General features: G+C 61.7%; 23 protein-coding genes. 9 read left to right on the top strand and 14 right to left on the bottom strand.

Annotated features, from left to right (window positions below):
* Window positions 1–10: 10 nt before the first annotated feature.
* From mpl to DN745_RS11845, 3 genes are all read right to left on the bottom strand, one after another.
* Complete coding sequence (gene mpl / locus DN745_RS11855) at window positions 11–1,450, bottom strand: UDP-N-acetylmuramate:L-alanyl-gamma-D-glutamyl-meso-diaminopimelate ligase (protein WP_111335114.1); 1,440 nt, start codon at window positions 1,448–1,450, stop codon at window positions 11–13.
* 65 nt (window positions 1,451–1,515) lie between these two features.
* Window positions 1,516–2,193 carry a PilZ domain-containing protein gene (locus tag DN745_RS11850; protein WP_162687630.1) on the bottom strand — a complete coding sequence of 226 codons (678 nt, stop codon included), beginning with the start codon at window positions 2,191–2,193 and terminating at the stop codon, window positions 1,516–1,518.
* A gap of 162 nt (window positions 2,194–2,355) precedes the next feature.
* On the bottom strand, window positions 2,356–3,204 hold the full coding sequence (locus DN745_RS11845; RefSeq protein ID WP_111335110.1) for an extensin family protein: 849 nt from the start codon (window positions 3,202–3,204) through the stop codon (window positions 2,356–2,358).
* Between the two features lie 269 nt (window positions 3,205–3,473).
* On the opposite strand from DN745_RS11845, the gene DN745_RS11840 reads away from it, so the two are divergent.
* From DN745_RS11840 to DN745_RS11810, 7 genes are all read left to right on the top strand, one after another.
* Window positions 3,474–3,770 (top strand): hypothetical protein, encoded by a 297-nt coding sequence (locus DN745_RS11840; protein ID WP_111335109.1) that lies wholly within the window; start codon window positions 3,474–3,476, stop codon window positions 3,768–3,770.
* Between the two features lie 236 nt (window positions 3,771–4,006).
* Window positions 4,007–4,435 carry an OsmC family protein gene (locus DN745_RS11835; protein WP_111335107.1) on the top strand — a complete coding sequence of 143 codons (429 nt, stop codon included), beginning with the start codon at window positions 4,007–4,009 and terminating at the stop codon, window positions 4,433–4,435.
* Between the two features lie 376 nt (window positions 4,436–4,811).
* The gene (gene ric / locus DN745_RS11830; RefSeq protein WP_111335106.1) at window positions 4,812–5,501 is read left to right on the top strand and encodes an iron-sulfur cluster repair di-iron protein; all 690 of its coding nucleotides are present in this window, start codon (window positions 4,812–4,814) and stop codon (window positions 5,499–5,501) included.
* 360 nt (window positions 5,502–5,861) lie between these two features.
* Complete coding sequence (locus tag DN745_RS11825; RefSeq protein ID WP_111335104.1) at window positions 5,862–7,769, top strand: acyl-CoA dehydrogenase family protein; 1,908 nt, start codon at window positions 5,862–5,864, stop codon at window positions 7,767–7,769.
* Window positions 7,770–7,806: 37 nt separating this feature from the next.
* Window positions 7,807–8,289: a deoxycytidylate deaminase gene (locus DN745_RS11820; protein ID WP_111335103.1), complete on the top strand. Its 483-nt coding sequence runs from the start codon at window positions 7,807–7,809 to the stop codon at window positions 8,287–8,289.
* Between the two features lie 70 nt (window positions 8,290–8,359).
* The gene (locus DN745_RS11815; RefSeq protein WP_111335101.1) at window positions 8,360–8,578 is read left to right on the top strand and encodes an amphi-Trp domain-containing protein; all 219 of its coding nucleotides are present in this window, start codon (window positions 8,360–8,362) and stop codon (window positions 8,576–8,578) included.
* 492 nt (window positions 8,579–9,070) lie between these two features.
* Complete coding sequence (locus DN745_RS11810; protein WP_133621886.1) at window positions 9,071–10,765, top strand: hypothetical protein; 1,695 nt, start codon at window positions 9,071–9,073, stop codon at window positions 10,763–10,765.
* Window positions 10,766–10,895: 130 nt separating this feature from the next.
* Here DN745_RS11810 and nagZ read toward each other — a convergent pair whose 3' ends face one another.
* From nagZ to DN745_RS11785, 5 genes are all read right to left on the bottom strand, one after another.
* A complete protein-coding gene (nagZ, locus tag DN745_RS11805; protein ID WP_162687629.1) occupies window positions 10,896–12,068 on the bottom strand; it encodes a beta-N-acetylhexosaminidase in 1,173 nt (390 codons plus the stop codon).
* Between the two features lie 101 nt (window positions 12,069–12,169).
* On the bottom strand, window positions 12,170–13,798 hold the full coding sequence (locus DN745_RS11800) for a right-handed parallel beta-helix repeat-containing protein (protein ID WP_111335096.1): 1,629 nt from the start codon (window positions 13,796–13,798) through the stop codon (window positions 12,170–12,172).
* A gap of 276 nt (window positions 13,799–14,074) precedes the next feature.
* A complete protein-coding gene (locus DN745_RS11795; RefSeq protein WP_133621887.1) occupies window positions 14,075–14,845 on the bottom strand; it encodes a hypothetical protein in 771 nt (256 codons plus the stop codon).
* 216 nt (window positions 14,846–15,061) lie between these two features.
* The gene (locus DN745_RS11790; RefSeq protein WP_111335093.1) at window positions 15,062–15,913 is read right to left on the bottom strand and encodes an ABC transporter permease; all 852 of its coding nucleotides are present in this window, start codon (window positions 15,911–15,913) and stop codon (window positions 15,062–15,064) included.
* 66 nt (window positions 15,914–15,979) lie between these two features.
* Window positions 15,980–16,909, bottom strand: coding sequence for an ABC transporter permease (locus DN745_RS11785; protein WP_111335091.1), 930 nt, complete (start codon window positions 16,907–16,909; stop codon window positions 15,980–15,982).
* Between the two features lie 207 nt (window positions 16,910–17,116).
* Between DN745_RS11785 and DN745_RS11780 the strand changes: the two genes are divergently transcribed.
* Both DN745_RS11780 and DN745_RS11775 read left to right on the top strand, forming a co-directional pair.
* Entirely contained in the window at window positions 17,117–17,881 is a 765-nt protein-coding gene (locus DN745_RS11780) for a type III pantothenate kinase (protein WP_111335090.1), read from the top strand.
* 231 nt (window positions 17,882–18,112) lie between these two features.
* On the top strand, window positions 18,113–19,186 hold the full coding sequence (locus DN745_RS11775; protein ID WP_111335088.1) for a helix-turn-helix transcriptional regulator: 1,074 nt from the start codon (window positions 18,113–18,115) through the stop codon (window positions 19,184–19,186).
* A gap of 11 nt (window positions 19,187–19,197) precedes the next feature.
* On the opposite strand, the gene DN745_RS11770 is transcribed toward DN745_RS11775, so the two are convergent.
* From DN745_RS11770 to DN745_RS11745, 6 genes are all read right to left on the bottom strand, one after another.
* Window positions 19,198–21,246, bottom strand: a complete 2,049-nt coding sequence (locus tag DN745_RS11770; RefSeq protein WP_111335087.1) for a tetratricopeptide repeat protein — start codon at window positions 21,244–21,246, stop codon at window positions 19,198–19,200.
* Window positions 21,247–21,375: 129 nt separating this feature from the next.
* Window positions 21,376–21,957: a molybdenum cofactor guanylyltransferase gene (gene mobA / locus DN745_RS11765; RefSeq protein ID WP_111335085.1), complete on the bottom strand. Its 582-nt coding sequence runs from the start codon at window positions 21,955–21,957 to the stop codon at window positions 21,376–21,378.
* Window positions 21,954–22,979: a DUF4846 domain-containing protein gene (locus DN745_RS11760; RefSeq protein ID WP_111335083.1), complete on the bottom strand. Its 1,026-nt coding sequence runs from the start codon at window positions 22,977–22,979 to the stop codon at window positions 21,954–21,956. The genes mobA and DN745_RS11760 overlap by 4 nt, the downstream gene beginning before the upstream one ends.
* Before the next feature lie 88 nt (window positions 22,980–23,067).
* The gene (locus DN745_RS11755) at window positions 23,068–23,379 is read right to left on the bottom strand and encodes a hypothetical protein (RefSeq protein ID WP_111335081.1); all 312 of its coding nucleotides are present in this window, start codon (window positions 23,377–23,379) and stop codon (window positions 23,068–23,070) included.
* A 17-nt stretch (window positions 23,380–23,396) separates the two neighbouring features.
* Complete coding sequence (locus tag DN745_RS11750) at window positions 23,397–24,203, bottom strand: 4Fe-4S dicluster domain-containing protein (RefSeq protein WP_111335079.1); 807 nt, start codon at window positions 24,201–24,203, stop codon at window positions 23,397–23,399.
* Between the two features lie 18 nt (window positions 24,204–24,221).
* Window positions 24,222–25,013 (bottom strand): diheme cytochrome c precursor, encoded by a 792-nt coding sequence (locus DN745_RS11745; protein WP_111335077.1) that lies wholly within the window; start codon window positions 25,011–25,013, stop codon window positions 24,222–24,224.

The raw sequence follows: 25,013 nt of genomic DNA, 5'->3' as shown, positions 1-25,013 counted from the left end.
TCAACGGCTGCTAGTCTTGCAGCGCGTCGAGCACTTTCTGATGAAGACCGCCGAAGGAAGAGCCCGCAAGTCCCAGGATAATATCGCCGGGCTTGGCGTTCTCGCGCACGAAATCAACGATGGCGTCGACCTCGGGGATCAGGTGCGTCTCCGGTCCAAGCGATTGGATATCTGCGGCGAGTTGCTCGATATCGAGGCGCTCCTCCGGGAGCAGGCCGTCTTTTTTGGCGAAGGGGCGCGAGAGGAGCACGATATCTGCCTGGGCGAACGCGTCGGGATACGCGCTCTGAAACACCTTGCGCCGCGACGTGTTACTCTTGGCCTCGAAGATCGCCCACATGCGCTGCTTCGGGTAGCGTCGACGCATCGCCTCGACCGTCGCGCGCACCGCGGTCGGGTGGTGGGCGAAGTCGTCATAAACCCGAACACCGGCTGCCTCACCCACAAGCTCCTGGCGCTTCTTCACCGTCTCAAAGGTCGCCATCGCCTCGCGCACCGTGTCGGCCGAAATCCCCTCATCAAGCGCGATGCCCAGGGCCCCGAGCATATTGCGCACGTTGAATTCGCCGGGCGTATTGATAGTGAATCGACCCAGTGATTGCCCCGACAGAATGACCTCGGCCGAAGTCGTGTCACCGTATTCGATATCTTCGGCCCGAAGCTCATTTTGCTCGCCGAGCCCGAAGGTGCGGCGCCGGGCTTTGCACCCCGCGGAGACCTTCATCGCCCGCGGGTCATCGCCGTTTACCCACAGGCTCCCCTCGGCCGGAATCATCTCGGCGAAGCGCGTAAAGACCGCCTCGATCTCTTCGACATTCGCGTAGATATCCGCGTGGTCAAACTCGATATTGTTGATGGTCGCGCGGAAGGGCGAATAGTGCCAGAATTTCGGCACCTTATCGAAATAAGCGGTGTCGTATTCGTCGCCCTCGAGCACGAAAATATCGCCCTCGCCGAGGCGGAAATTGCTGCCGAAGTTGCCGGTGATGCCGCCGATCATAAAGCTCGGGTCGCGCTCGGCGAAGGCGGTGATCCAGGCCAACATGCTGCTGGTCGTGGTCTTTCCGTGGGTGCCGGTGACCACCAGCGGGCGGGTGCCGCGCAAAAAGAAATGCGCCAGCGCCTCCGGCAGACTCAGGTGCGGCAGGCCGCGCCGGCGCATCTCAACCGCGTCGGCGTAGGATGCGCGCGAGACGTTCCCGACCACCACCAGATCCGGGTTCCAATTGAGGTTCTCGGCCGCGTACCCGACCATGATGTCGATCCCGCGCGACTCCAACCAGGTGCTCATCGGCGGGTAGGCCATCGCGTCGCTGCCGCGCACCTCAAAGCCGCGATCCACCAGCATCGCCGCCAGACTTCCCATGGCGGTGCCGCAGATGCCGATAATATGAATGGATTCGATCGTTTCGGGTAATTCAGGAAAGGGACGAGGCGCGTCTGCAGTCACGTGGGGGCTCCATAAATGGGTGGCAAATGGATGGAAGCGAAGGTCGCAAACTCAAGCGGCAAAGATCAGGCTTCGGCGTTGCCGCGCACAAATGCCTCGAATTGAGCGCGCTCCTGGGCGTCAAACTCCACAAACTCAAGTCGCATGCCGCGCTCGCGCCGAGGCGCCTCTTTGACCGCGGTGACGTGTGCTTCGATATCAAAGATCTGGCCGGTCTGCGGATGCACCACCGCGCAGATCACCGCCGTGTCGACGGGGTGAAGGTTTGCGGTTCGCACATAGATATTTCCGCTCTGTAAATCTCGCCCGGCGAAGGTCTGAAGCTGCTCCATCGCGCGCAAATGCAGGCTCACGCGCGGCAGATTCTGCGCCCGCGCGAGGTCGCGAACGCTGGGGTCATTCTCGTATTTTTCACTGATAAAGGTGCGCCACCGCGCACGCGTATCGCGCCCAACCGAGTAGAGCTGCACGCCCATCCCCGCGGCCTTGCCGCTCTCACGCGCTTCGGCCGGGTTCACGGTGTGGGCCACCAGACCGAGCATCTGCAAGGGTTCTTCGTCCTCGCTTAGTTGGGTCGAGAATCGCACGAGCTTTCGCAGCGGCAGCGGCTGAGGACACGCGATAAAGATACCCCGATGCGAGGCGTTCGCGATCTCATAGGCCAGCTCCCCATCGGGCAACTGCAGGGTCACTGGCAGGGAGATATTGATCCGTGGCTCGCGGCGTTGTGTCTTATTGCTCATCGATGTCTCGGCGCTCATGCGTGTGAGGAATAGGATGCAGCTTCGGCTCACCAACTAGCATAGAAAACTCCCCGCCCAAGGGAAAGGCTCAACCGCGCGATCGCCGCGAATTGCCCCGAATTTCGAGGCACGCCGCCCGTCCCTGCGACCCGGCGGGATGCCTCAAATACGAAAGAAAAATTGCGGGCCAAAATCGAAATGAAAAAGGCTGTCGTGTCCCGGGTACGCCGGGCCAAGCATGGTGCTGAAGGGGCCGCGTTTTTTGAGGACGTCGGCGAGTTCGCGCAGAAATTGCGCATGCTTGGCGCCGAAGCCGTCGGTGGCGCCCCAATGCTCTTTGAGCGCCACCGAAAACGCGCCATCGACGGCCGCGTCGCTTGCGGTGTCCGCGTCGGCGGCGGCGTCGAATTTGAAACCCGAGATATCAATCGCGTGCCCGAACACATGCTCGCTGAACTTCTTTCCGCGCCCACTCACCGTCTTGCAGCTATGCCCACCGAAGTGGACGATCTGTGCGGGTGCGCGCCCATAAACCCGAACCGCGACCTCCATCACCAATCGCTCAAAGCGAACCAGGCGATCCTTGAAATGTGGGTTGATCTCGATCGGCTGATTGTAGGGGATAAGCGAGCCCTCATAACTGATAACCTCGATCTTTGGGCATTTCGCCTTGCCGCGCACTCGCCGAGATTGGCTGTGATAAGGGTATGATTTATCGGCGGTTTCTCGCTTTCTTGCCCGGGCTTCAAGCGCGTCGACGCTCAGCGCGTCTTCCGGCGACGCCTGGCGCGCCAGTTGGCGCGTTTGGGCTGTGGATGCGCCAGTGGTTTGAGGCGCGTCGGGCCGGGGGGACGATGATTTCGGCGGCGCCTCGGCGCGGGGTTTATCGGGCGTCGCTGCGCGCGAGGGTGCGCAGGCCATCAATATCGCCAGACTCGTCGACGCGATAATCCCATGTCGAAGTCGGCGCGGCTCGGCTGCTGATTCGCTGCCTTTATTGAAGTACTTCATATCACCTCCATAGCTCGGGGCGTTTAGAAAACGGAGCAACGACTAGAATCGCGCTTTTCGGCCGCAATGGCAAATTCGGGCGATAGGGCGTGTATTTCAGTGGCGATTGCGGGCTGTGATTTCGTGCGCGCGAGGCCTGGGCCAGGCGAACTTGCGACGCGACAAGGAACCCTTTATGATTGCCGGCAGTATTTGCGCGAAATCAACGCGCCTCGACACCTAAAATAGCCGACTGGCGTATCGAATAATATTCGACCTTGGAGCGAAAGATGAACTCGAAATTGAAGCTGTCCTTATTCTTGCTCGTTGTCTTTGCGATGAGCACCGGCTTTACCTGGTCCACGCCGAGCTCCCTCACGGTCGACACCGGTGTCAATAAGAGCGTCGTGCCCAACGCGGATCTCATCGCCTGCGGCGGCGATGATGACGACGACGACGATAAGTCGAGCGCCGAGCACGCCTGTGGCGGCGACGAGGGCGACGACGACGATAAGTCGAGCGCCGAGCACGCCTGTGGCGGCGACGAGGGCGATGACGACGATGATAGCAAAGGCGTCTCCGCCTGATTGCTCGTCTGAAATGACCTGAGAGAACCCTCGCCCGCGTCATGCGATATCGCATGGCGCGGGCGTTTTATTTCTTGCGGATCTCGCCCAATCACACCTCCCGTCGAGGGGCTTTTTAGGAAGTTGAAATTTGTATTGGTCATCCTGGGCCAGGTGCCTAGCATTCACTCTCACTCACCCATTGTCGGGCAATCGCCACAAACTCACTTATTGGTGAAATTACGCGGAGGGCATCGATGCCAACACGAAAAGCAACAGCAATCTGGAAGGGGACGATCAAGGATGGTAGCGGGACGATGAAGACCGAAAGCGGGGCGGTTGACGGGAAATACTCCTTCGCCACCCGATTCGAAGACGGCACGGGGACCAACCCCGAAGAACTCCTCGGAGCGGCATCCGCGGGGTGTTTCTCGATGGCTTTTAGCCTCATGCTCACCGAGAAGGGCTATAACCCAACCAAGATTGAGACCGTCGCGGAGGTCGCGATTAAGAATGCCGGCGGCGATATCTCCATTCCCACCATCGCGCTCAATTGTAGCGCGGTGATTCCCGGCATCGAGGACGCCGAATTCCAACAGATCGCCGAGAACGCCCGCGCGCATTGCCCGGTATCGAAGGCGCTCAGCGGCGTTAAGATTTCGCTCGACGCGACACTCGAGGGCTAATCTCCAGCCGCGCCCGGGTGTTCGGGCGCGGCTTGGGATTCCAATATTCCTAAAATATCGGCGAAAATAATGCATATCGTCCGCGATTGGCGCATTATTTTTGCCGATATTTTACTTTTTTGTATGGTATTTGAGGCCGGGTTCTCTTTAGCTCTCTAGCGGAGACTAGGATTTCTTGCCGACAAGGAGAGGACCCAAGCCCCACCGGGGCGCGTGCAGGCCGTCGTCTCGGCCGAAGCTGCGGGCGACGCGCCACGGTTGGCATATAACGTGCTATGGCTATCGTCGAGCGCGCCGCGCCGTGAGCGCATCGCTAAGTTCTCAAGAATGCCAGGGGTTATCCCTGAAATAAATCCACCCTATTGGAGTCTCGAAAATGAGCCGAACTACCCCATTTGACCCCCAGCAGACCGTCGCCAGCCTCGTCCTGGACTTCTCCGAGTGCGGACCGGTCTTCAAAAAATATCATATCGACTTCTGCTGCAAAGGTAATATCAGCATCATCGACGCCGCCGCCGAATACGGAATTGACTACGATACCCTTATCGGCGACCTCAGCCAGGCCATCGAGACCCGCGAGGGCAAGCGCGCCGATGACCCCAGTAAATTGCCGGCGACCGCGCTCATCGCCCATATTATCTCCACCCACCACAAGCCGCTGCGTGACTCGCTGCCCTTCATCGGGGAGCTCTCCGCGAAGGTCGCCCGGGTTCACGGCGAGAACGACCCGCGCCTGATCGAGATGCATGAGGTCTTCGAAGCGCTGGCGGCGTCCTTCCTTGAGCATCTCGACGAAGAGGAGCAGATCCTCTTCCCGGCGCTCATGAGCAAATCCCCCGACCCGGACGTCCTCGCCGAAGAATTCGACAATATGGACGAAGACCACCTCGCCGTCGGCGCGATGCTCGAGAAATTGCGCGCGCTAAGCTCCGACTATTCGATGCCCGATTGGGCTTGCACCAGCTACCGCACTCTATTCCGTGAACTCGAGGCGCTCGAAGGCGACACCTTCACCCACGTGCATCTGGAAAACCACGCGCTGATGCCCCAATTCGCCAGCGCCTAATGCCAGAAATCCGGCGTCCTCGGTGGCGCCGCGCTGCTTAAAAAAACAATCAACTCGGGCTTCTTCCTTTTGGGAAGAGCCCGAGTTTTTGTTTTCGGGGGCGCCCAGGGCCATAGCCCCGCGGCGCGTTTGACGCGGGGGGGGGGCCACGATCTGTGCGGCGCTCGGGGCTGCGCCCTCGTATATTGCGGCGGCGTCGACCAACTGGTAGGCAGCCTATTATCAGCGACGCTTCGATGCGTTTGTCAGCAGGGGGCTTGGCTTCTATCCCGGGGAGCGGAATCGAGCGCGTCTTTTTATTTTTTTGCCGACATATATTCGAGTGCCACGAGGCATCCAGAGACACCTAAAGGAAAAACGATGGCAAATTTTTATAACGACAACGAAGATCTTCGGTTCTACGTCGAAAAATGGATCGACTGGGAGCCTCTGGTGCGCCTGACCGAGCATGACTTCAACTATGAAGACGGGTTCAAGGACAGCGGCGAGGCGGTGGAGTTTTATCAGGAGATTCTGGAGCTGCTCGGCGGGTTTATCGGCGATGAGATCGACCCGCATATCGCCGAGATGGAGCGCGAAGGTCCGCGCTATGAGGACGGAGAGGTTTTCTTCCCGGCTAAATTCGACTCGATTTTTGAACAGATCGGAGAACTCGGGATCCACGGGATTTGCGTGCCGCGTGAGCTCGGCGGCATGAACACGCCGCTGCTGATCTATATGTTTCAGATCGGCATGATGGCCCGGGCCGATGTCTCCATCAGCGCGCACCACGGGTTTCATTGTGGCATCGCGATGGTCCTGCTGGTGACGTCCATCGCCGAGGGCAGCACGGAGTTTGACCCGCAGACCGGCCATATCACGAGCACCCGCTTTGGCGATGAGATCACCGATATTATGAGCGGCGCAAATTGGGGCTCGATGGACATCACCGAGCCCGACGCCGGCAGCGATATGGCGGCGCTTCGGGCGAAGGCGGAGCTCGACGAAGACGGCGTGTGGCGGGTGAGCGGGTCCAAGATCTTCATCACCTCGGGGCATGGCAAATACCATATCGTCATCGCGAGGACCGAGTTCGACGATGAGGAGAAGACCGGTCTTAAGTCGCTGTCGACCTTTTTGGTGCCGGCCTGGACCGAGGACGCCGATGGCAATCGCGTGCGCGTGGCCACGGTGGAGCGCATCGAGGAGAAGCTCGGGCATCACCTGTCGGCGACCTGCGAGGTGCATTTCGACAACGCGCCGGCCTATCTGCTCGGCGAGCGCGGCGACGGGTTTCGCCAGATGCTGCTGTTGATGAATAACGCACGCATCGGCATCGGGTTTGAGTCGCTGGGGCTCTGCGAGGCGGCCTATCGCATGGCGCGCGACTACGCGGCGGAGCGCGAGAGCATGGGGAAAACCATCGACCGCCACGAGATGATCGCCGAATACCTCGACCAGATGTCGATCGATATTATCGGCATTCGCGCCATGGCGGTCGAGGCGGCCTATCACGAGGAGCTCGCCCAAAAATATAAGATTATGGCCGCGGCGACCACGGACGCCCAGGAGAGTGAGCGCGCACTTAAGCTCTATAAAGAGCATCAGTGGAAGGCGCGCCTGCTCACGCCGCTGCTGAAATACCAGGCCGCCGAGAAGGCCGTTGAGATGTCGCAGATGGCCATCCAGATCCTCGGCGGCGTTGGATATACCAGCGAGTACGGCGCCGAGAAGTTGTTGCGCGACGCGATGGTGATGCCGATCTACGAGGGCACCAGCCAGATTCAGGCGCTGATGGCGATGAAGGACTCGATGAGCTCCATCATGAAGAATCCGCAGGCCTTCGTGAAGCGCGTCGCCCAGGCGCGCTGGAAGAGCGTGTCGGAGCGCGACCCGCTCGCCCGGCGCGTGGCGAAATTGGAGAGCCTGGCGCTCGGGGCACAGCAATATCTGGTCACCAAGACGGCGGTCGACAAATTCAAGTCACTCTCGAATGTACCAATCTTCGACTGGCCCCAGGAGCTCACCAAAGAGTGGGATCCCAAGCATGATTTTGCCTACGCGATGCTCCACGCCGAGCGCTTGTCCCGCTTGCTAATCGACCTTAATATATGCGAATTGCTCTACGCGCAGCAGCTTGAATACCCGGAGCGCGCCGGGCTTTTGGAGCGGTATCTGGAGCGCGCCGAGCCGCGCTGCCGCTATTTGCACGACGAAATCACCACCACCGGTGAGCGACTGATCGCCCGGCTTCACCCGGAGCGCGCGGGCGAGAGCGCATCGGAGTAACCCCCGACGCCCACGCGTCCAAGAGTAGTCTGAGATTATGAAAGAAAAACATATTCGAATTAGGATCCAGCAGTGTCTGGCGCTGTCGCAGGCGTCGAATTGTCCGCGGCGCAAATTTGGCGCGCTGCTGCTCGACCCGGAGCGAAACGTCGTGCTGATGGACGGCTATAACGGGGGGCCGCGCGGCGGCGGAGAGCTATGCGGCGGGGATGTGTGTTTGCGCGACGCACAGGACGTGGAGTCCGGCACGCGCATGGAGATCGGCTGCCACCATGCCGAGATGAACGTGATCTGCAATTGCGCCGCCTCGGGCGTGCCGACGCGCGGCGCGTGGCTGGTGGTGACCGGTGAGCCGTGTATGATGTGCGCGAAGTTGATTCATCACGCGGGGATTCGCCGGGTTCTGGTGGTCGGCGGTGGATACGCCGGGGCCAACGGAATTCAATATCTGAAGGACCATGATGTCGATGTTCAGGCCATCGATGGCCCGCAAGACCCGCGTCTGAATAAGATCACCTGAGGGTGGTCGGGCGCGTTATTTACCCAGGTCCAGCCGAAGGGCCTGATCAAAACCCTAGCCAGGAGAAACTATGCAACGTGATGTCGAGAAGATCACCAATCGAGAGTATTTCGCCACGACCCTGCGCCGCATCGCCGACGCCGTGGAGCAAGGGGAGTCCTTCCGGATTCAGGTCGAGGGGCATCGCTTGACGGTTCCCGCCGACGCAGAACTTTCGGTTGAGCATGAGGCCGAAGGCGGGCTGGAAGAGCTCGAATTGCAATTTAAATGGGGCGACGGGAATAGTTAAGCGTTTCGGCACCCGCCCGAGCGGCGCTTAAAGAAGTGCTCAGCAATGCTCGCTGGCGGGTGTCGTAACTTTATTTGCTTCAACGCCTTCTCAGTCTCAGGGATGTGCGCACGATTCTAAGTGCAGCATGGACGGGCGCAGTCGCTTTTGCGGATGAGATTCCCAGGCAGCCCGTTCAGCGCTTTGTAGAGAAAACTCCAATCGACCAGGCAGGGGGGACTTGCCCAGAGGCGACGCAGCGCTATGTCTTGCGCATCGTCACGGGAATTCCCGTGCCATTTCCAAGGCCCCGGAGCAGCGCGTCGTTGCGCCGATCTGCGGGGAGCAAATGTCCGCGACCCTGGGGGCGTCCGGGCGCAGTCGTGAGTAGACGTGTGAATGAACGCGTGAATGCGAGAGCCGTACTTTTTGGATGAAGTTTCGAGTTTCAATATTTGCGGGTCGGGGGGCGCGTGTGCGAACGCCGGCGGCGCATAATGAAAGGAGATGCACGTGAATCGCAAACGAATTATTTCGACTTGTCTGTCTGTTGGTATGGCGCTGAGCCTGGGTGCATGTGGGGACACCGGTGACGGGGATGTGGGCCCGGGCGTGGAGACCGCGGGGATGGCGCTCAACATCGACCTGATTGGCGGGTCGGACGTGGCCGGATTCCGCTTCACCGCGACCCCGGTGGATTGTGATACGGGGCTGCCCACCGGGGACCCGGCGATGAGCGCCGAGGAGAGCCTGGAGCAGGTGAACCTGCCGGGGGATAACTCGACCTTTGAGAAAAAACCGTATGACCCGGATTCCTCCCACCATTTCTCCGACCACTTCTTCACGGTGGCGCCGGGTTGCTACGACATTGAGGCGACCCCGATCACCGGTGACGGCGATGATTCGCTCGATTGCGCGACCGCCACGCTCTATAACGAGACGGTCTACGACGACACGTTCAATGAGTTTCTCCTGATCAGCCAATGTCGTGGGGTTGCCAGGACCGCGCTCGACGTCATCGGTACGCTCAACCATCCGCCCGAGATCAGCCTGGAGATCGACAAATTCATGTGCGCCGGCGCCGGCGTGGTGGCATGTGCGACGGCCAGCGACCCCGACGGAGACCCGCTCGAGTTTACCTGGGAAGGCAGAGAAGGGGAGTGCTTCGAGCCGGAAGTGATCAGCAATACGACCGACCCGGAGACCGGTGAGGTGACCGAATGTGTGGTCATTCCGAGCCGTCGCGCCAAGAGCCTTGGCTATAAGGTAACGGTGCGAGACCTCGCCTGGGAGAATTGGTGCCTGACCCCCATCGAGGATATTCTGCCCGAGCAAACCGGCGTTGATTTTGACGCCTCCGAATCCCAGGCGTCGATTAAATTCAAGACCCATGCGCTCGCCGATTGTACCCCGGCCGGCATGGCTTTTATCGGGGTGACCCTGGGCGCTGACCTGTGCGTGGTCGATGGCAAGTTGAAGACCGACGATTCGATGGGCATGAAGAAGTCACAGGCTACCAAATTGGCCAAGAATGCGGTCGATTACGTCAACCCGAATCTATTGGGCGACCCGGACCCGCGCATCCTGGTCGTGCGTGACACGGTCAATAACGAAGACCCCTATGAAGATGAGTATATCAAGGCGCGCCTGGAAGCCGCTGGCTTCACGCAGGTAGACCTGATTGACGAGCCCGTCGGTGGTTTGAAGCGCTACCAGACGATCAGCTATTCGGTCATCTGGTTCGTGAACCCCGGATATCCGATCAATAACAAAAAGACCTACCGAACCCTGACGAAGTTCCGCGAGTTGGGCGGTGGCGTAATTATCTCGGGCGATGATGCCAACCAGAACCAGGATCTTCAGCCGCCCAACTGGTATAATATGGAGACCTTCAGCTTCATGGGCTTCGACGATACCGCGACCAATGACAACCCCAACGGCACCTATACCTGTGGCTATTTGACCGACCAAAACCAGGGGAAACGCTATATCGTCAAATTCGACGCGGCGTCTCCGTTGGCCTCGGGAATGGGTGACCTCACCTTCCCCTACGGCAACGATATCGACCGCAACTACGCCCTGGGTCTGGGCGAGACGGTAGGGGCGACGACCGTTGGTCTGTACTACCCGGGCAAAAAGGAATGCCTGGTCGACCCTGTGACGGTCATGACCACGGTGCCCGCGGGAACGGTGCTGCCGAGTCCCTGAGTCCGCTGAGGTGTAGCAGACTTACCTGACGCGATTTGTTGAATTCGTATCTGGATGATGAATATGCGTCTAAAAATGCCCCGCGAGACCTGGTGTCTCGCGGGGCATTTTTTTTGTGTCGCGGCGGAGGTTATGCGTCGAGCTCGGTCGGGTCTTCGCTCGGCCCGCTGGCCTGCTGCTCGATGCGCGCCATCGTCTCTCGGTGCTCCTCGCAGCCCAGCAGCTTTTGCCAGCCGGGGTAGGGCGTCCAGGGACGCCGCTTCGGCCCCAGCAGGCTTTCCTTGAGGGCGAGCACCCGCTCGGCGGCGCGCTGCACCCGAATAAGGTCATCGAAATTATTGCGCGCCAGCGCGAAGAGATGTTTGCGCGCGCGCTGCCAGATATCCTCGCTGCGACAGATGAGGAAGATATCGATGCCCGCTCGGAGCCCCAGCTCGACCATCTCCTCAATCTCATAATGCGCGGCGACCGCCGCCATCTCGAGGTCGTCGGTGATGACGACCCCCTCATAGCCGAGCTCATCGCGCAAGAGGCCGCGAATCGTGGCGCGGCTCAGGGTGGACGGGTGTTCCGGGTCGAGGCAGGGGACCATCATATGCGCGGTCATCAACATCGGAATATTGGCGCTGGCCATGCGGCGAAATGGTTGCAGCTCAACCGCGTCCAGGCGCGCGCGGTCATGCTCCAAAACGGGCAGGGCGATATGGCTGTCGACCAGGGTGTCACCGTGGCCGGGGAAATGCTTTCCGCAGGGGATCACCTGGGCGATATGATGGCCGATCAAAAACGCGCCGGCGGTGCGAGTGACGATGGCCGGGTCGTTGGAGAACGCGCGGTCGCCGATGATCGGGTTCTCCGGGTTGGTGTCGACGTCGAGCACCGGCGCGAAGTTCAGGTTAAACCCGAGCGCCGCGATTTCGGTGGCGATGACCTCGGAGACATCGGCGGTGAGCCGCAGATCTGCCATATCGCCGACGGCGCGCATCGGCGGAATCGGCGTGAGCGGATCTTTGAGGCGCACCACGCGCCCGCCCTCCTGGTCCACCGCCACAAACGGCGCAGCGACCGCGTTTTCGCTCAATTGATGGATGCGCGTATTGAGCGCCGAGACCTGCTCAACCGAGGTGATATTTCGCCGAAATAAGATGGTCCCGCCGATATCGCCGCGCGCCAGCGCGTCGGCGATGGCCGGCGGGGGGTCGGTGTCGGCGCCCTCAAATCCGACCAATAATAATTGGCCGATGAGTGCGTAGAGTTCAGCGTCAGTCGGGTCGTCGGTGGTTTTCTTGATAGCGTCTTGCACGGTCTGATTGTCCATAAAAAAAGGGGCGGGGCGTCACCGCCCCATGATGGCGATACTGGGAAAAAGCGCAAGTTTGAAACGGCGAGGGTTCGCCAGAAAAACTAGCGGGTCACTCCGGGCCGGCGCCGGCGGGCGAAGATGGCCAGGCCGCCAAGCAATAGGAGTCCGTGGGCGGGTGTGGGTTGCCCGGTCGCCGCGCAACCGCAGCAATCCGAGCTATCTGAGTCTTCGTGATTGTTAGTCCAATTGTCATCCTGCGGTTGAGGTTGCGGTGCATCGTTGGCATCCGGTGCCGACTGGGTATCTTCGAATCCCACGGTGGCGTCCGGATTTGCGGTCGTATCCGAACTCACATCAAAGCTGCCAGCATCCTCGGGACCCGCGTCGGCCTCGCCGGGATTGCCCGGCTCGCCCGGATTGCTGGTGGCGGTGTCTTTGAATCCCGGGGCGATGGTCCAGCCAGGGTTTTCAGCCGAATCGAAGCGGTAGGCGCCGACGTCGGCGACGCCCATGCGTAGCAGGCCGTTGAAGTCGAACTCGGTCACCCGGCTTGTATCGCCAGCGCCGACCAACGCGCCCGTCGCCGACGGGTAGACATCCATCACGCCGCCGCCGGTGTGCGCGTCCACGAAGTCCGCGCCGAGGTCGCCTGCGCTGAGTCCACCCGCTGGACCGTTGATTCCGCCGACGCCGACATTTCCGCTGATCTGCACCGCCGCCATATCGCCCATCAGTCGAAGCGCCGAAGCCGACGACGAATACGCAGCGTTATTGGCGATGACCACGCTGCCGGTCGCCCCGCGCAGCGCGATGGCGTCGCCGGTGTTGACCACCGTATTGTGTATGACCTCGAGATTTGCCGGGGCGCCGGCCTGGTGGGGTTGCAGGGCGATGCCGCTGGCGGCGGCACCCAGGATAATATTATTTCGAATGATGGCGTCCTGGGAGGTCTGAATCCCGTTGTCGCCGCAGGCCCACATCACATTGCCCTCGATGATATTGGCCGGGCCGTTGCCGGCGGTCGAGTAGGTGAGAATGCAGGGATACCCGGTGTCGTGGATGACGTTGCCGCGGATGGTGTTGCCCCAGCCACCCTCTTTGATCTCGATGCCGTCGCCCTGAGTGACGTTTGGCCCGTTGGTGTGGTGGATATAGTTATGGGCGATGAGGCCCTCCGAGAACTGACATCCATTGGAATTGCACCCAAGGTACATGCCTTCGCCGTGGCCTGCGGTCCCGTAGATCTCATTGCCGATGATGAAATTTCGCCGGTAGTGGGCGCCGCTGTCGTTCATGCGCAGCGCGACGGCGTTGGTGTCGAAGATCTCGCAGTCTTCGACGCGGACATCCTCGGCGTGCAAAAAGCGAAGCCCCGCCGAGCCACCCGAAAAGCGAAGCCCGCGGATGTGCAGATGCTCGGCGTCGATATCCCAGATATTCTGCTCAGCGTTGGGTCGATGGATAAGCGGCGCCGCCCCGTCGGCCGCCCGGATGACGATGGGCGCCTCGGCGGTGCCGCGCAGGGTGAGCAGAAAGCGCGGCGACATCTCATAGGTGCCGTCGGCGAGCACCAATTCGTCGCCGGGATTGAGCGCGTTCGCGGCTGCTCGGAGGTCATCGCCGGGTTGGACCTGCACCGTGGCGGCGAAGCTCGTCGCGCCCATAAAGGTCACGGCGAGCGCGCCGAGAAACGAGAACGCATAGTGCAATAAAATAGGTTGGCGTGGCATTTGGAGCGGCTCCGCTTTCGATCACAGTTGAGTGGCCTGGTGTGGGCCTGGGCAGTGCTGAAGATGTCGTCGAAGCGTAGCTTTGTGGTGGGCTGGGCGTCAATCACTGCGCGACGCATCTCCGAAGTTTCCTTTGAGCGCTGTCTCGCCTGGAGATTTTGGTGCCCCGTTGTGCTGGTGAATGCTGCAAGGCCAGGCCGATGCTTATGGTAGCACTGGCCTGGCCTATGTGTGTGACGCGGCCCCGGTTCTTTAATGCGGGCACCTATTGGCGGGTTAGAAGACAACATCCATGCCGAGGTTCGCGGCGGTGGCGCTGGAGGCTTCGGTGCCGTCGGTAAATTCGGATAGTGACACGCCGATCGAGGGCGCGAGCGTCACTTTGCCGAGGTCCACGGGGACGCGGATACCGGCGGTGCCGGTGACGCCCCAGGTGGTCTCCGGGGTGGAGAATTCCTGAGGGCGCTCTTCTAATTCGTTACGTTCGGTCGAGGGGTTATAGACCCAGCGCGGCGCGAGGGCAACGTCGACTGCTTGAGCGTTAACCGGGACGCTGACATAGCCCGTCGCCGACACAAATGGGACGACATAGGGGTTCTCAAACGCCAGGACCACGCCGAGGTCTGGCGAGAGAAATTGGCCCGCAGCGTAGGTCCCGCCGGCGACTCCGCCGGTCACCGCGACATAGTCCTGCAGGAGCGCGGGCGCCCATTTGGCGCCAACGCGCGTGCTCCAGATGGTGGAGTTGACCGGTTTTTTTAGCTCTTCCATATTGGTGACCACGCGCAAATTCCCGTCCACACCAACCTCGATTTGATCGCTTAAACCGTAGCGGTATTTGGCGCTTATTTGAGCCAGGTCGATCGATGCTTCATGCCCCACGCCTCCTTGAGCGCCCAGGGACTGCTCGCCCGCGTCGAGCGTCTTGGCCGCTTCCAGCGCCGCTACTCGCCCGGGTTGAGAATATAAATGGGGGGAACTACACGCCGTCGCCGTCAAAGATGCAATCACTAGAAGAGTCGCAACCATCAAGTAATTTTTCGACATAATATTCCAATTTGCTTAAGGGTCTCCAAACTTCAGTCGCCACTTAAGCATGAACCGTGCCATCCCCTTATCTGTGGTGTGAGCGGCCCTTCTGACCCGCCTCAACGCCCCTGGCGCGTTATTGCGGGGGCGTTGAGGTGGCTCGATGGATAATATGCGCCCCATCGAATGGATGAGGCGTGTGCCGACAAAGCGTCGCGGCGACCCTGAGGTGTCTCAGGGCGCGCGGGTCATCGCGCGCGGGTCCAGGATATCGCGCAGGCCGTCGCCCACGAAGTTGATGCTCAGGACGGTGATCATAATCGCCAGGCCGGGGAAGATGGCCAGGTGCGGGATGAGCAAGAAGTAGGTGGCGCCCTGGTCGAGCAGCGCCCCCCAACTAGGCAGATCTTGGGGGCCCAGGCCGAGGAAACTCAGCGCGGCCTCGGCGAGGATGGCGCCGGCGACCCCGAAGGTCGCCTGGACGATGACCGGGGCGAGGATGTTGGGGATGATCTCGCGAAAGAGGATGCGCCGGGTGGGGAACCCGAGGGCGACCGATGCCTCGACATAGGCGCGCTCGCGCTCGCTGAGCACCTGCCCGCGCACCAGGCGCGCGTAGCCCGCCCAGCCGGAGACCGACAGCGCGCCGATCACCGCCAAGAGGCTCGGGCGTTGGGTGATGAAGATGAGCAGAATCGCCAGCAGAATGCCCGGGAAGGCCATCAGGATTTCGGTGATGCGCATGATGACTTCGTCAACCCAGCCGCCGAAATACCCGCTGATCGCGCCAAGCGTGATGCCGACGGTCGAGCAAATCGCGACCGTTGAGACGCCGACCAACACCGCCACGCGCGTGCCGAAGATGATCTGGGTGAGCACGTCGACGCCGTTCTCGTCGGTCCCCAGCCAATGGGCCATTGAGGGGCCTTCGAGCTGGTGGGTGACGTCGATCTCGGTGAGCCCATAAGGGGCGATCCAGGGCGCGAAGACCGCGACAAAGAGCACGCCCAAAAGGACAAAAAGGCTTACCCAGACCAGGGGGCCCAGGCGGTCTCGGCGGCTAAATATGAGTTTTAATAACCACATGAGATGGATGACTTCTCGGCGGAGGTCGGCGTTAAGTGCGGCGCGATAGCGGGTGTTTGGGCGGGCTCAATCATAGCGAATCCGCGGGTCGACCCAGCTATAGATCAGGTCTGTGAGCAGGTTAACGACCACGTAGGCGAAGGCGATGAAGATCACGCAGCCCTGCACGATGAGATAATTTCGCGAGTTAATGGCGTCGAGCAAAAGCGTCCCCAGGCCGGGGCGCGCGAAGACCTTCTCGACGATAATCGCGCCGCCCAAAAGCGCGCCGAATTGCAGGCCGAGGATGGTGATCACCGGGATCAGCGCGTTTCGAAGCGCGTGTTTAATGGTGACCTTCCAGGCCGGGTTGCCCTTGGCCTTGGCGGTGCGGACATAGTCCTGGCTTAGGACCTCCATCATGCTCGATCGGGTCATGCGCGTGAGCTTGGCGGCCAGCGCGCTGCCCAGCGTGATGGCGGGCAGGATGAGGGTCGAGAGGCCGGTGACCCCGCTGCCCGGGTTCGGCAGCGCCTGCAGGGTGATGCTAAACAGAATCAGCAGCATCGGCCCGAGCCAAAAGCTGGGCACCGAAATCCCCAGAAGGGCGATGACCGCCGAGCTATTATCGACCCAGGAGTTGGGCCGAAGCGCCGACGCGATGCCCAGCGGCAGCGAGATCATCAGCGCAATCGCAAGGCTCGCCAGGGCGAGCTGAAAGGTCGCCGGGATATTGGCCATCAGCTTATCGCTGACCGTCACCCCGCGCTCCCCGCAGAGCGTGCCGAGGGTCCCGTTGGCGACGTCGCCCCAGAAGAGCACATATTGCTGCCACAGTGATTTATCCAGGTTCAGGCATTCCCGCATCGCTTGCTTGTCCACGGCGAGGGCTTGCTCCCCGAGGATTGACGCGATGGGGTCGCCTGGGACGGCGCGCAGCACGAGAAAAACGAGCGTGACCACGCCGAAGATCACGATGATCGATGCCAATAGGCGGCGAAGTAGAAACGTCGTCATGGACTGCCGAGGGGAGTTGCGTGGAAAGAAGCGGTGATACGCCAAGCGTGCGCGGCGCGTGTTGCTCCAGCGTTCGGCTGAATATAGTGTTTGGCCGCGAGTGATGTCTAGCCTACATTGCGCCCGGGCCCGCAATTCGGGTAAACCGACGGGCGCCGGCGCCGGCCTGGGACTTCAAACTTCTCAAAAAATTACAGACGAGTTTATATGCTTTTTGTCATTGATGTAGGAAATAGCAACACCGTATTGGGCGTCTATGACGGCGACGAGTTGGTGAAGCATTGGCGCGTGCAAACCCGCCACCGCAGCACGAGCGACGAGCATGGCATCCTGGTGCGCGAGCTCTTTTATTTCGCCGGGGTGGACCCGGAGAAGGTAAGCGCGGCGATTATTAGTTGCGTCGTGCCGCCGATGGAGCGCTCCCTGGTGGCGATGGTGAAAGCCTATTTCGGCCTGGAGCCGCTGGTGGTTGGCGAGAGCGTGACGCCCTCGATGCCGGTGCTCTACGAGAACCCGAGCGAAGTTGGCGCGGACCGCCTGGTCAACGCCGTGGCCGCCTGGGACCGTCACCGCACGAGTCTGGTGGTGGTTGATTTTGGCACCGCGACGACCTTCGATGCGATCACGGCCAAAGGCGAATATCTGGGCGGGGCGATTTCGCCGGGCGTGACGATTTCGAGCGAGGCGCTCTTTCAATACGCGAGTAAATTACCGCGCGTTGAGTTCGCGCGCCCCCCGTCGGTGATCGGCCGCACCACCGTGCACTCGATTCAGTCCGGCTTGCTCTACGGCTATACCGGTCTGGTGCGCGAGATTGTCGGGCGCATGAAGCAGGAGTTGGACGGAGAGACCCGCGTGGTCGCAACCGGCGGCCTGGCGGGGTTCTTCGCTGATGAGACCGATATTATCGACGAGGTCGACCAATTTCTGACTCTGACCGGCCTTCGTCTCATTTTTGAGGAATATAGTTGATGCAGGGCGCGTCTTGTGCAATGTAAGAACAATTATGGGCATGCTGCGGCTCCGTACTCGGGGCCCGAAGCAATTCTAAGCTGCATGATTGTGCAGTCTAGGGTGCGATCGATTCCGCGAGGGGCGTTTTTTAAGACGCCTCGGCCCTGCATTCATCTGACGCGCTTACAAATTTTAATAATAGCAGAGTGAATCCGCGCGTTTTCTGTGTCTTTTAAGGAGTTCCGTTTTATGTCTGCACGCAATACCTTCGCAGCGACGAGGCGTTCCCACGCCATCATGAAATGGTTGCAGAACGGCGAGGATGTCACGATTCTACGAGTGGTCGAGAACTTCGGGATTAAATACCCCCAGGCGCGCGAAGACCTGAAATTACTCGAAGAGCTCTACCTGCTTGAGACCCACCGCCAGGGGCGCACCAAGGTTTGGCGTTGGGCGGAGTTTAATCCTCAATATATCTCGGTGGCGACCGCGGCGGCGCTGGAGCTGGGCTCCATCGCCCTCGACCTATTTCACGACACGCCGTATTTCCAGGAAATCGAGCGCCTCGCCCAGCATTGCCGCGAGCGCGTGGGTTCGCCGGACTCCAAGCAGCGCGTGCGCCTGGACCGGGTGTCGCGGGCGTTGCATCTGCGGCGCAGTTGGCTGCCGGTCGATGAGAACGCGATGACCGAGCATACCGAGGATATCCTGGACGCGGTCTTCTTGGGCCAGCGCCTGGCGATGCAATATTCGCGGGCCGACGGCGCGCTTCGCCACTATATCGTCACGCCGCGAAAGTTGGTCTGGTATGAGGGGCGCCTGTGGTTGTTGGCCGACCACGAGTCGCGCACCAAGCTCTATGATGTCGCGGGCATCGTGTCTTTGGACGCCTTGCGGGCCGAGGCGCCTGCCGAGGATGCCGACGCGGAGGGCGGCGCGGACGCGGGCGACGATGGTGTGGTCGAGGTGGACTTCGGCGTCGATGAGAACGGCGATATCGATCTGGAGAAATATTTCGAAAACGCCTTCGGCATCTACGCCCAGAACTATCCGGTGGCCGACGTGCACCTGGAGGTTCGAAACTCCTGGGCGAATTATCTGCGGCGCTACCGCATCCATCCCTCTCAGCGCATCGAAGAAGACCCGGACACCGGCGGGCTGCATGTTCACCTGCGCCTGGGCGTCTGCCCCGAGTTCCGCACGTTTGTGCTCGGCATGATCCCGGACGTGCGCGTGCATGCTCCCATCGAGTTCGTCGAAGAGCTCGATGAGACCATCCGCGAGTGGTTGGAGTCAAAGGCTGCTCAGGTCGAGGCGACCTGAGCAGGTGGGGCTCAGGTCTTAAGCTCGAGCTTCCAGGGGATCAGGTCGGTGGGGCTAAAAATAAGGTCGAATTGCATGGGCCCTTTTTGGGGGATGAGGCCCTGGACTTCGAGGCGTTTTTGCCCCCCGCCCGAGCGCAATTGAGGGGGCGTGAGTGCTTTAGCCCCCGGCACGCTCAGCGCTTTGGCGCTGGCCGGGTCGGCGGCCAGGCGCCACTGAGGGCAATGCGCGGTGTCCAAGACTTTGAGCGCGCGAATCGCCGTATCGTTGTCGAGCTCGCTTGAGGTCGCCTCCATATAGGCGGCGAATCCCTTGCGCGTAGCGAGCGCGACGAACTCTCCGGAGCGGCGGATATACGCCAGGCTGACGCGGTCGCCGTCGCGAATCCCCGCGCCACCCGGGCCCGCCGCGAAGGTCGGCGCCCACTTGCTTGGCAGCGAGAAGGTGATCGCGCCGTCGGTATCCTGATCGATCTTCAGCGAGTCGGAGACGTGGGAAATCGCGGCGTCCGACAGCGAGAATAGATAGCCGGTCCACAGCGTCGCCAGGGTCGCCGGCAGCGAGTCATTTTGCACGCCGCGGGTGGGGTCGATATAGTCGCGGCGCACGCTCATCGCGGTGCTGCGCTGCGTGGCGCGTTTGGCCAGGCGCGATAAGAGGTCGAGGTTGACCGACTCTTTGTCCTCACTTTTAAGCCAGCGATCCACCAGCTCAAACGGCTTAAGGACGGTCTCGCCGAGCTCCAAGAAGCTCTCGGAGGCAGGCTTGCCAAAGGTCCAGGTCGCGTTGTGCGTGACGGCCAGGCTGTGGCCGAGGAACATCGCCAGCGAATAGGCCGCGAAATTCTCATACCCCTCGAGCTCGTTATAGAGCTCACTGGGCGGCTTCACGTTGTCGAGCAATCCGTCGCGACAATTCATCTCCATCTGCCAGACGCTATCGGGGCGCGCGTCCAGGACGACGGCCTTATTCTCCTGGGTGGCGACCAGCAGGTTGCGCAGGCATCGCTCCAAAAAGATCTCGGATGCGAGGCTGCCGGTGGTGACGCGGAAATCTCGGGTATCGATCTGTGAAGAATAGCCGAGCAGCGAGTCACGCTTGAGCAGGACTGGCGGGACGGTGTCGATCGTCGAATAGCCCATCTCAGACGGCCACTCGAGCGGTTCTGGCGCGGGGATGCCGCTGAGAAGGTCCTCGTTAAGCCTCTTCTCCTCCAGGATCAGCGCGCGCACGTTCTGGATATTCGCGTCGACATTTGGATTCGATTGCTGGCGCGAGGGGGGCGGCTGGGGGCGCGTTTGGCGCGCCGGTTGCGCCTGGGCGGAAGATTGCGCGCTTTGGTAGGGCGAGGCGCTCGTGTGAGGCTGCGGGGCCATCGGCTGTGGCGCGCGCGCCTGCGGTGACGGGTCCGGACGGCTCAAGCGACCCTGGGCGTTCAAGGGCGCGCCGACCGTCGAGCGCTTCCGATCGATGGCCTGGCGACCGGAAATCGCGCGGCGAGCCTCCCCAAAGAAGTGGTTCATCTCCTGGTCGGGCTTGGCGATCGAATACGCCAGGCGATTGACAAATTGCATGGCGGTCTTCTCGGGCATGCGCCCGGCGATCAGCGCGTCGACCAGATCGGTGGTGACCTTTCGGAAATGCTGAAAACCATGCCTGCTCGGGTCATTGCTGAGCGCGGCGATAAATTGGTTGGTCCCGTCTTCCCAGCGTCCCTGCCGAATGATCTGCTCGCCGTAAAGCGCGCGGGCGAACGCGTTGTCCGGTTGCATCCCGATGACCGCCTTGAGCCTGGACTCGGCGCTGCTGCGCTGGCCACGGTCCCCGAGGATTTGCGCCTCGAGGATTCGAAGCTCGGGTGTCTTGCGCACGTTCATGCCTTCATTTACGCGACGCTCCGCACGATCAAGATTGCCCTCGCGATAGTCGATTCGCGCCAGGCCCAACAACGCCGCCGCGGGATCTTTACCGTCTTTGATGAGTTGCTCAAAGATTTCGCGCGCCTCACCATCGTGACCGCGCTCATATTCGTCCCAGGCATCTGCGATTGTTCGTTGCATAGATATTGCTCCGGCAGGCGCGTGGGCCCTTAAGAGTGCATGAAATAATAAGTGCTTTCGCGGCTACTGTACTGCGAGTCAGAGAGATTGACCAGACACGCGTTGCTGGGCCTGCTCGATTTCTTGGGCCTACCGCGACTCCAGATCCCCGAGCGCGCCGAGCTCGCTCGGGGTGTTGATATTGAGCAACTTCGCGCCGACCGGCGCAGGCGCGTCGAGGCGGGTAAAATCACCCGATTCGATCAGTCGTCGAAGTGACAGGCGCCGGGTCGCGAGTTGCGCGTCAATGCGCGGCAGCAGGGCAGGGCGGTAGAATGAGAAGAGCGGCTCGAAGGCGCCATCGCGCAGGGTCGCGACGCCGTGCTCGGCCGCCGATTCGCGGGCGTGCTCGAGCAGCCATTGCAAGGCCGCGGCGTCCACCCGGGGCATGTCGCAGGCGAGCAAGATGACGGGTTGGTCCAGGTGGGTGAGCGCGGTCTTTAACCCGCCCAGCGGCCCAAATCCCGGCGCGTCATCTTGAATCCATCGCGTGTCGTCGCGCTCGCCGGTGCGCCCGATGACCGCGACGGTGGGCGTGAGTCGCTGGGCGACGTCGATGATGCGCTCGAGCAGGGTGGTGTCGCCGACTTTAAGCAGGGCCTTGTCTTGGCCCATGCGCCGGCTCTGGCCGCCGGCCAGGATGGCGATGGCGATGGGGAGGCGATGATTCATTTTGGCGCGTCGGTGGTGAAGCGGCGTAATTGATCGCTCGAAAATGCGTCCCAGGACGGGGTGTCAATTTGCTGGCCCTCGTCGGGGAGCACAAACCAGACCTGGTCGATAACCTGGGGGCCGCGCGAGCGAATCACGTGGAGCTCCTGGGCGGGCATAAAGCCCTGGCCGACCAGTCCGATGCGTTGGCCCTGGGCGTTCTCGGCGACGTCGAGCACGATGACCGCGTGGCCCGGGGAGCCGGGGGCGACGAAGAAGTCGCCGGCTTCGATGGCCCGAGGTTGGACGGACTTGCTGTCCAGGCGAAGCGAGCGCGTACCTGCGTACATAAAGACGGTGTCGAGCCAGCGGCGAAATTCGGCGCGGGAGCCGTTGGGTTTGGCGCTGCGCACGCGCTTGACCTTGGAGCCGGCGATGCGAAAGCGCTCGCCGTTCTTCCAGTCGCCCCAGCGGGTCTCGTCGCCGCTGGTAAAATGGTAGGCGAGTTGGTCACGTTGGTCGGAGGACCACAGATATTCGGCGTGCAGACGAATCGCGGTGTCCGCGCATTGCTGCAGGTTTCGCGCGCCGACGTCCATCGCGACGATGGCCGCCGACGGGCTCCGCAGCCGCTCACCTGAATAGGAGTGCACGGTCCTTCGGTCGGTGAGGAGCGGCAACCCGCGCAAAAACGCCGCGAATGTGCCTTCGGCGACTTCGACCCGGGTATAACCTTCTGGCGGCGCAAAGCGCGCGTCCATGGGGGTGAACTCTTGGCCCGCGAACTCTTCGCCGGCCAGCCAGGCGTAGGTGTCGGTGAGCGCGGCGGTGTGGACGGTCACGGGCGCGACGACCTCCTTTTCGGGCCGTCGCGCGGGCTCCACGGCCTGGGCCTGCGTCCCAATCGTGACGGTTTCCGGGGCGACAATATGGTGGTGCTCCGTCGTTTCGACCACGGTTTCCTGGGCGAAACACGCAAATGCAGCCGAAGTCAGGGCGACGAGTGCCAGGGGGGCGATAAGATATGCCGGACGAAAGGACATCGGTGCGCTCACAAATTGAGGAGAAGAGTAGGGCCCATCCAATTGAACGCCCGGCGGGCAAAATCGATCTAAAAAACTTGAGCCCGACTTACTCGCCGTCCCACGCGTGTTTGATGCGCACCAGGCGCACGCCGTCGCCGGTGCCGACCAGCGTGTCCCACCACTCTTCGTCCTGCCAGATATAGCGAATCTGGATGCCGTGGCACAGCCCGTCGGCGAGCAGTTGGCGGGCTGTTTCAAGCGGGACGCTCTGCTCGTTTGCGTAGCGCTCGGGCCCGCCTTTGACCATCACACCGAAGACCCGCGTGAGCTCCAGGTCCTGGTAATATTGGGCGAGGGTGGCGGCGTCGAGGAGTCCCTGATTTATCTCGGGGAGTTCGGGGGGATTGGCGTCGTTCATCGTGATTTCCGGGGTGATTATTCGGGGCGCTGGGCGGGCGGGCGGCTCGGGTTCGGCATGACCATCATGGCGTTCATTGGCGCCGGGCACACGCTATGGCAGACGCCGCACCCGGTGCAATGCTCGGCGACGATGCGCGGCTTGCCCTGGTCGAGGATGATGGCGCCCTCGTGGGGGCAACGCTCGGCGCAGACGGTGCAAAAGCTATGATTATAGGCCAGGCAATTATATTGCTGCAGCAGGGCGAGGCCGATCTTATAGACCGGCTTCTCTTCGGGGGCGAGGGCCGCCGGGTCGATGGCGACCAGGGCGCCGGTTTCGCAGGCGTTGATGCACGGGGTGTCCGCGCACATCCGGCAGGGGTTGTCGAGCAGGTCGATCATCGGGGTGCCCGCGGCCTCGCGAAAGCGCGCCGGTGCCGCGACGATCGAGTCGTGCGGACAGGCGTCGAGGCAGGCGTCGCAGAGGGTGCAGAATTGCAAAAAATCATGCTCGGCGACCGCCCCGGGCGGGCGCACCACCGGGATGGTCCCGCGCGGGCGCGGGTTGAATTCGTCGACGCCCGGGGGAAGTTGGCGCTCGGAGCTATGCGGGTCGAGCTGGCCTAAGAAGGCCAGGAGGTCGACTTTTTGGTGCCCCGAGGCCCCGCTATTTGGCGCAGAGGCCTGCTGTGCCCCGCTCGCCGCGTCGCCTTCGGAGAAGTCGAGGGCGTCGCGCACGAAGCTTCCGCGCAAAAATTGCCGCCGGTTATAGCGACGCTTTTCATCCTTCTCGTCGGCGTCGCTTTGTGTATTCGCGTCTTTTTTCTTGAACCAATCAAACATCGAGGCGCCTTGCTATGCTTATGGGGTCGCCAGCGGCATCGCCGGGGCGAGGGTCGCGGGGGGCATATCCTGGTCGAATTGAGCCGAGGGCGCGTGGCATTGCATGCAGTTTTGCCGCCAGGGATGCGTGGACTTCATGCCCGCTTTGCCGAGGCTTCCGTGGCAGCTCGCGCACTCGTTTCGCATCCAGGTTTGGTGCGGAATCTGCGGCGGCGCGCCCATCCAGGCCACCGGCCCACCGCTGGGTTCGGCCATGCCGACGAAGGTGTTTTCCTCGGACATCGGGCCGAGCAATTCCGGGTCGTCCGGCCCCGCCGGGTTGCTCGGGACATGGCATTGGGTGCAGTTGGTCATAAAGGGGTGGCTCATCGGCGAGGCGACGCGCCCGCGGACCTCAAGCCCGTCGGTGTGACAGGCGGCACAGGCCAGGTCGCCGGTCTGCTTGACCGGGTGCGGGACCGTGGGCGGCGCGCCGGCGTAGGCGCGGTTATTCGCGCGCTCGGCCAGGGCTTTGGCGAGCAATTCCGGGGAGTTTTTGACCTCGGCGTAGAGCTCCGGGCGCTCGGCCGCCAGCTGCGCGATGCTCGACTTCCAATGGTCGTTCTCTGAGAGCGGATTGCTCAAAATCTCGGTATAACTGCGCGCCGGGATCGCCTGGCCGCCGGGGCGCTGGGCCGGCGGGTCGTGGTAGCCGGTGTGTTCAACCTGGCTGCCCGAGCGCGTTCCGACGAAGAACCCGATAAAGGCGACGGCAATCCCGATGACGAGAAAGATCTGGATTGGTTTGTGGCTGCCCGATTTGGTGGACAT

Source organism: Bradymonas sediminis (genome assembly GCF_003258315.1).
Taxonomy (GTDB): Bacteria; Myxococcota_A; Bradymonadia; order Bradymonadales; family Bradymonadaceae; genus Bradymonas; species Bradymonas sediminis.
This window is presented reverse-complemented; position numbering and strand designations above follow the sequence as displayed.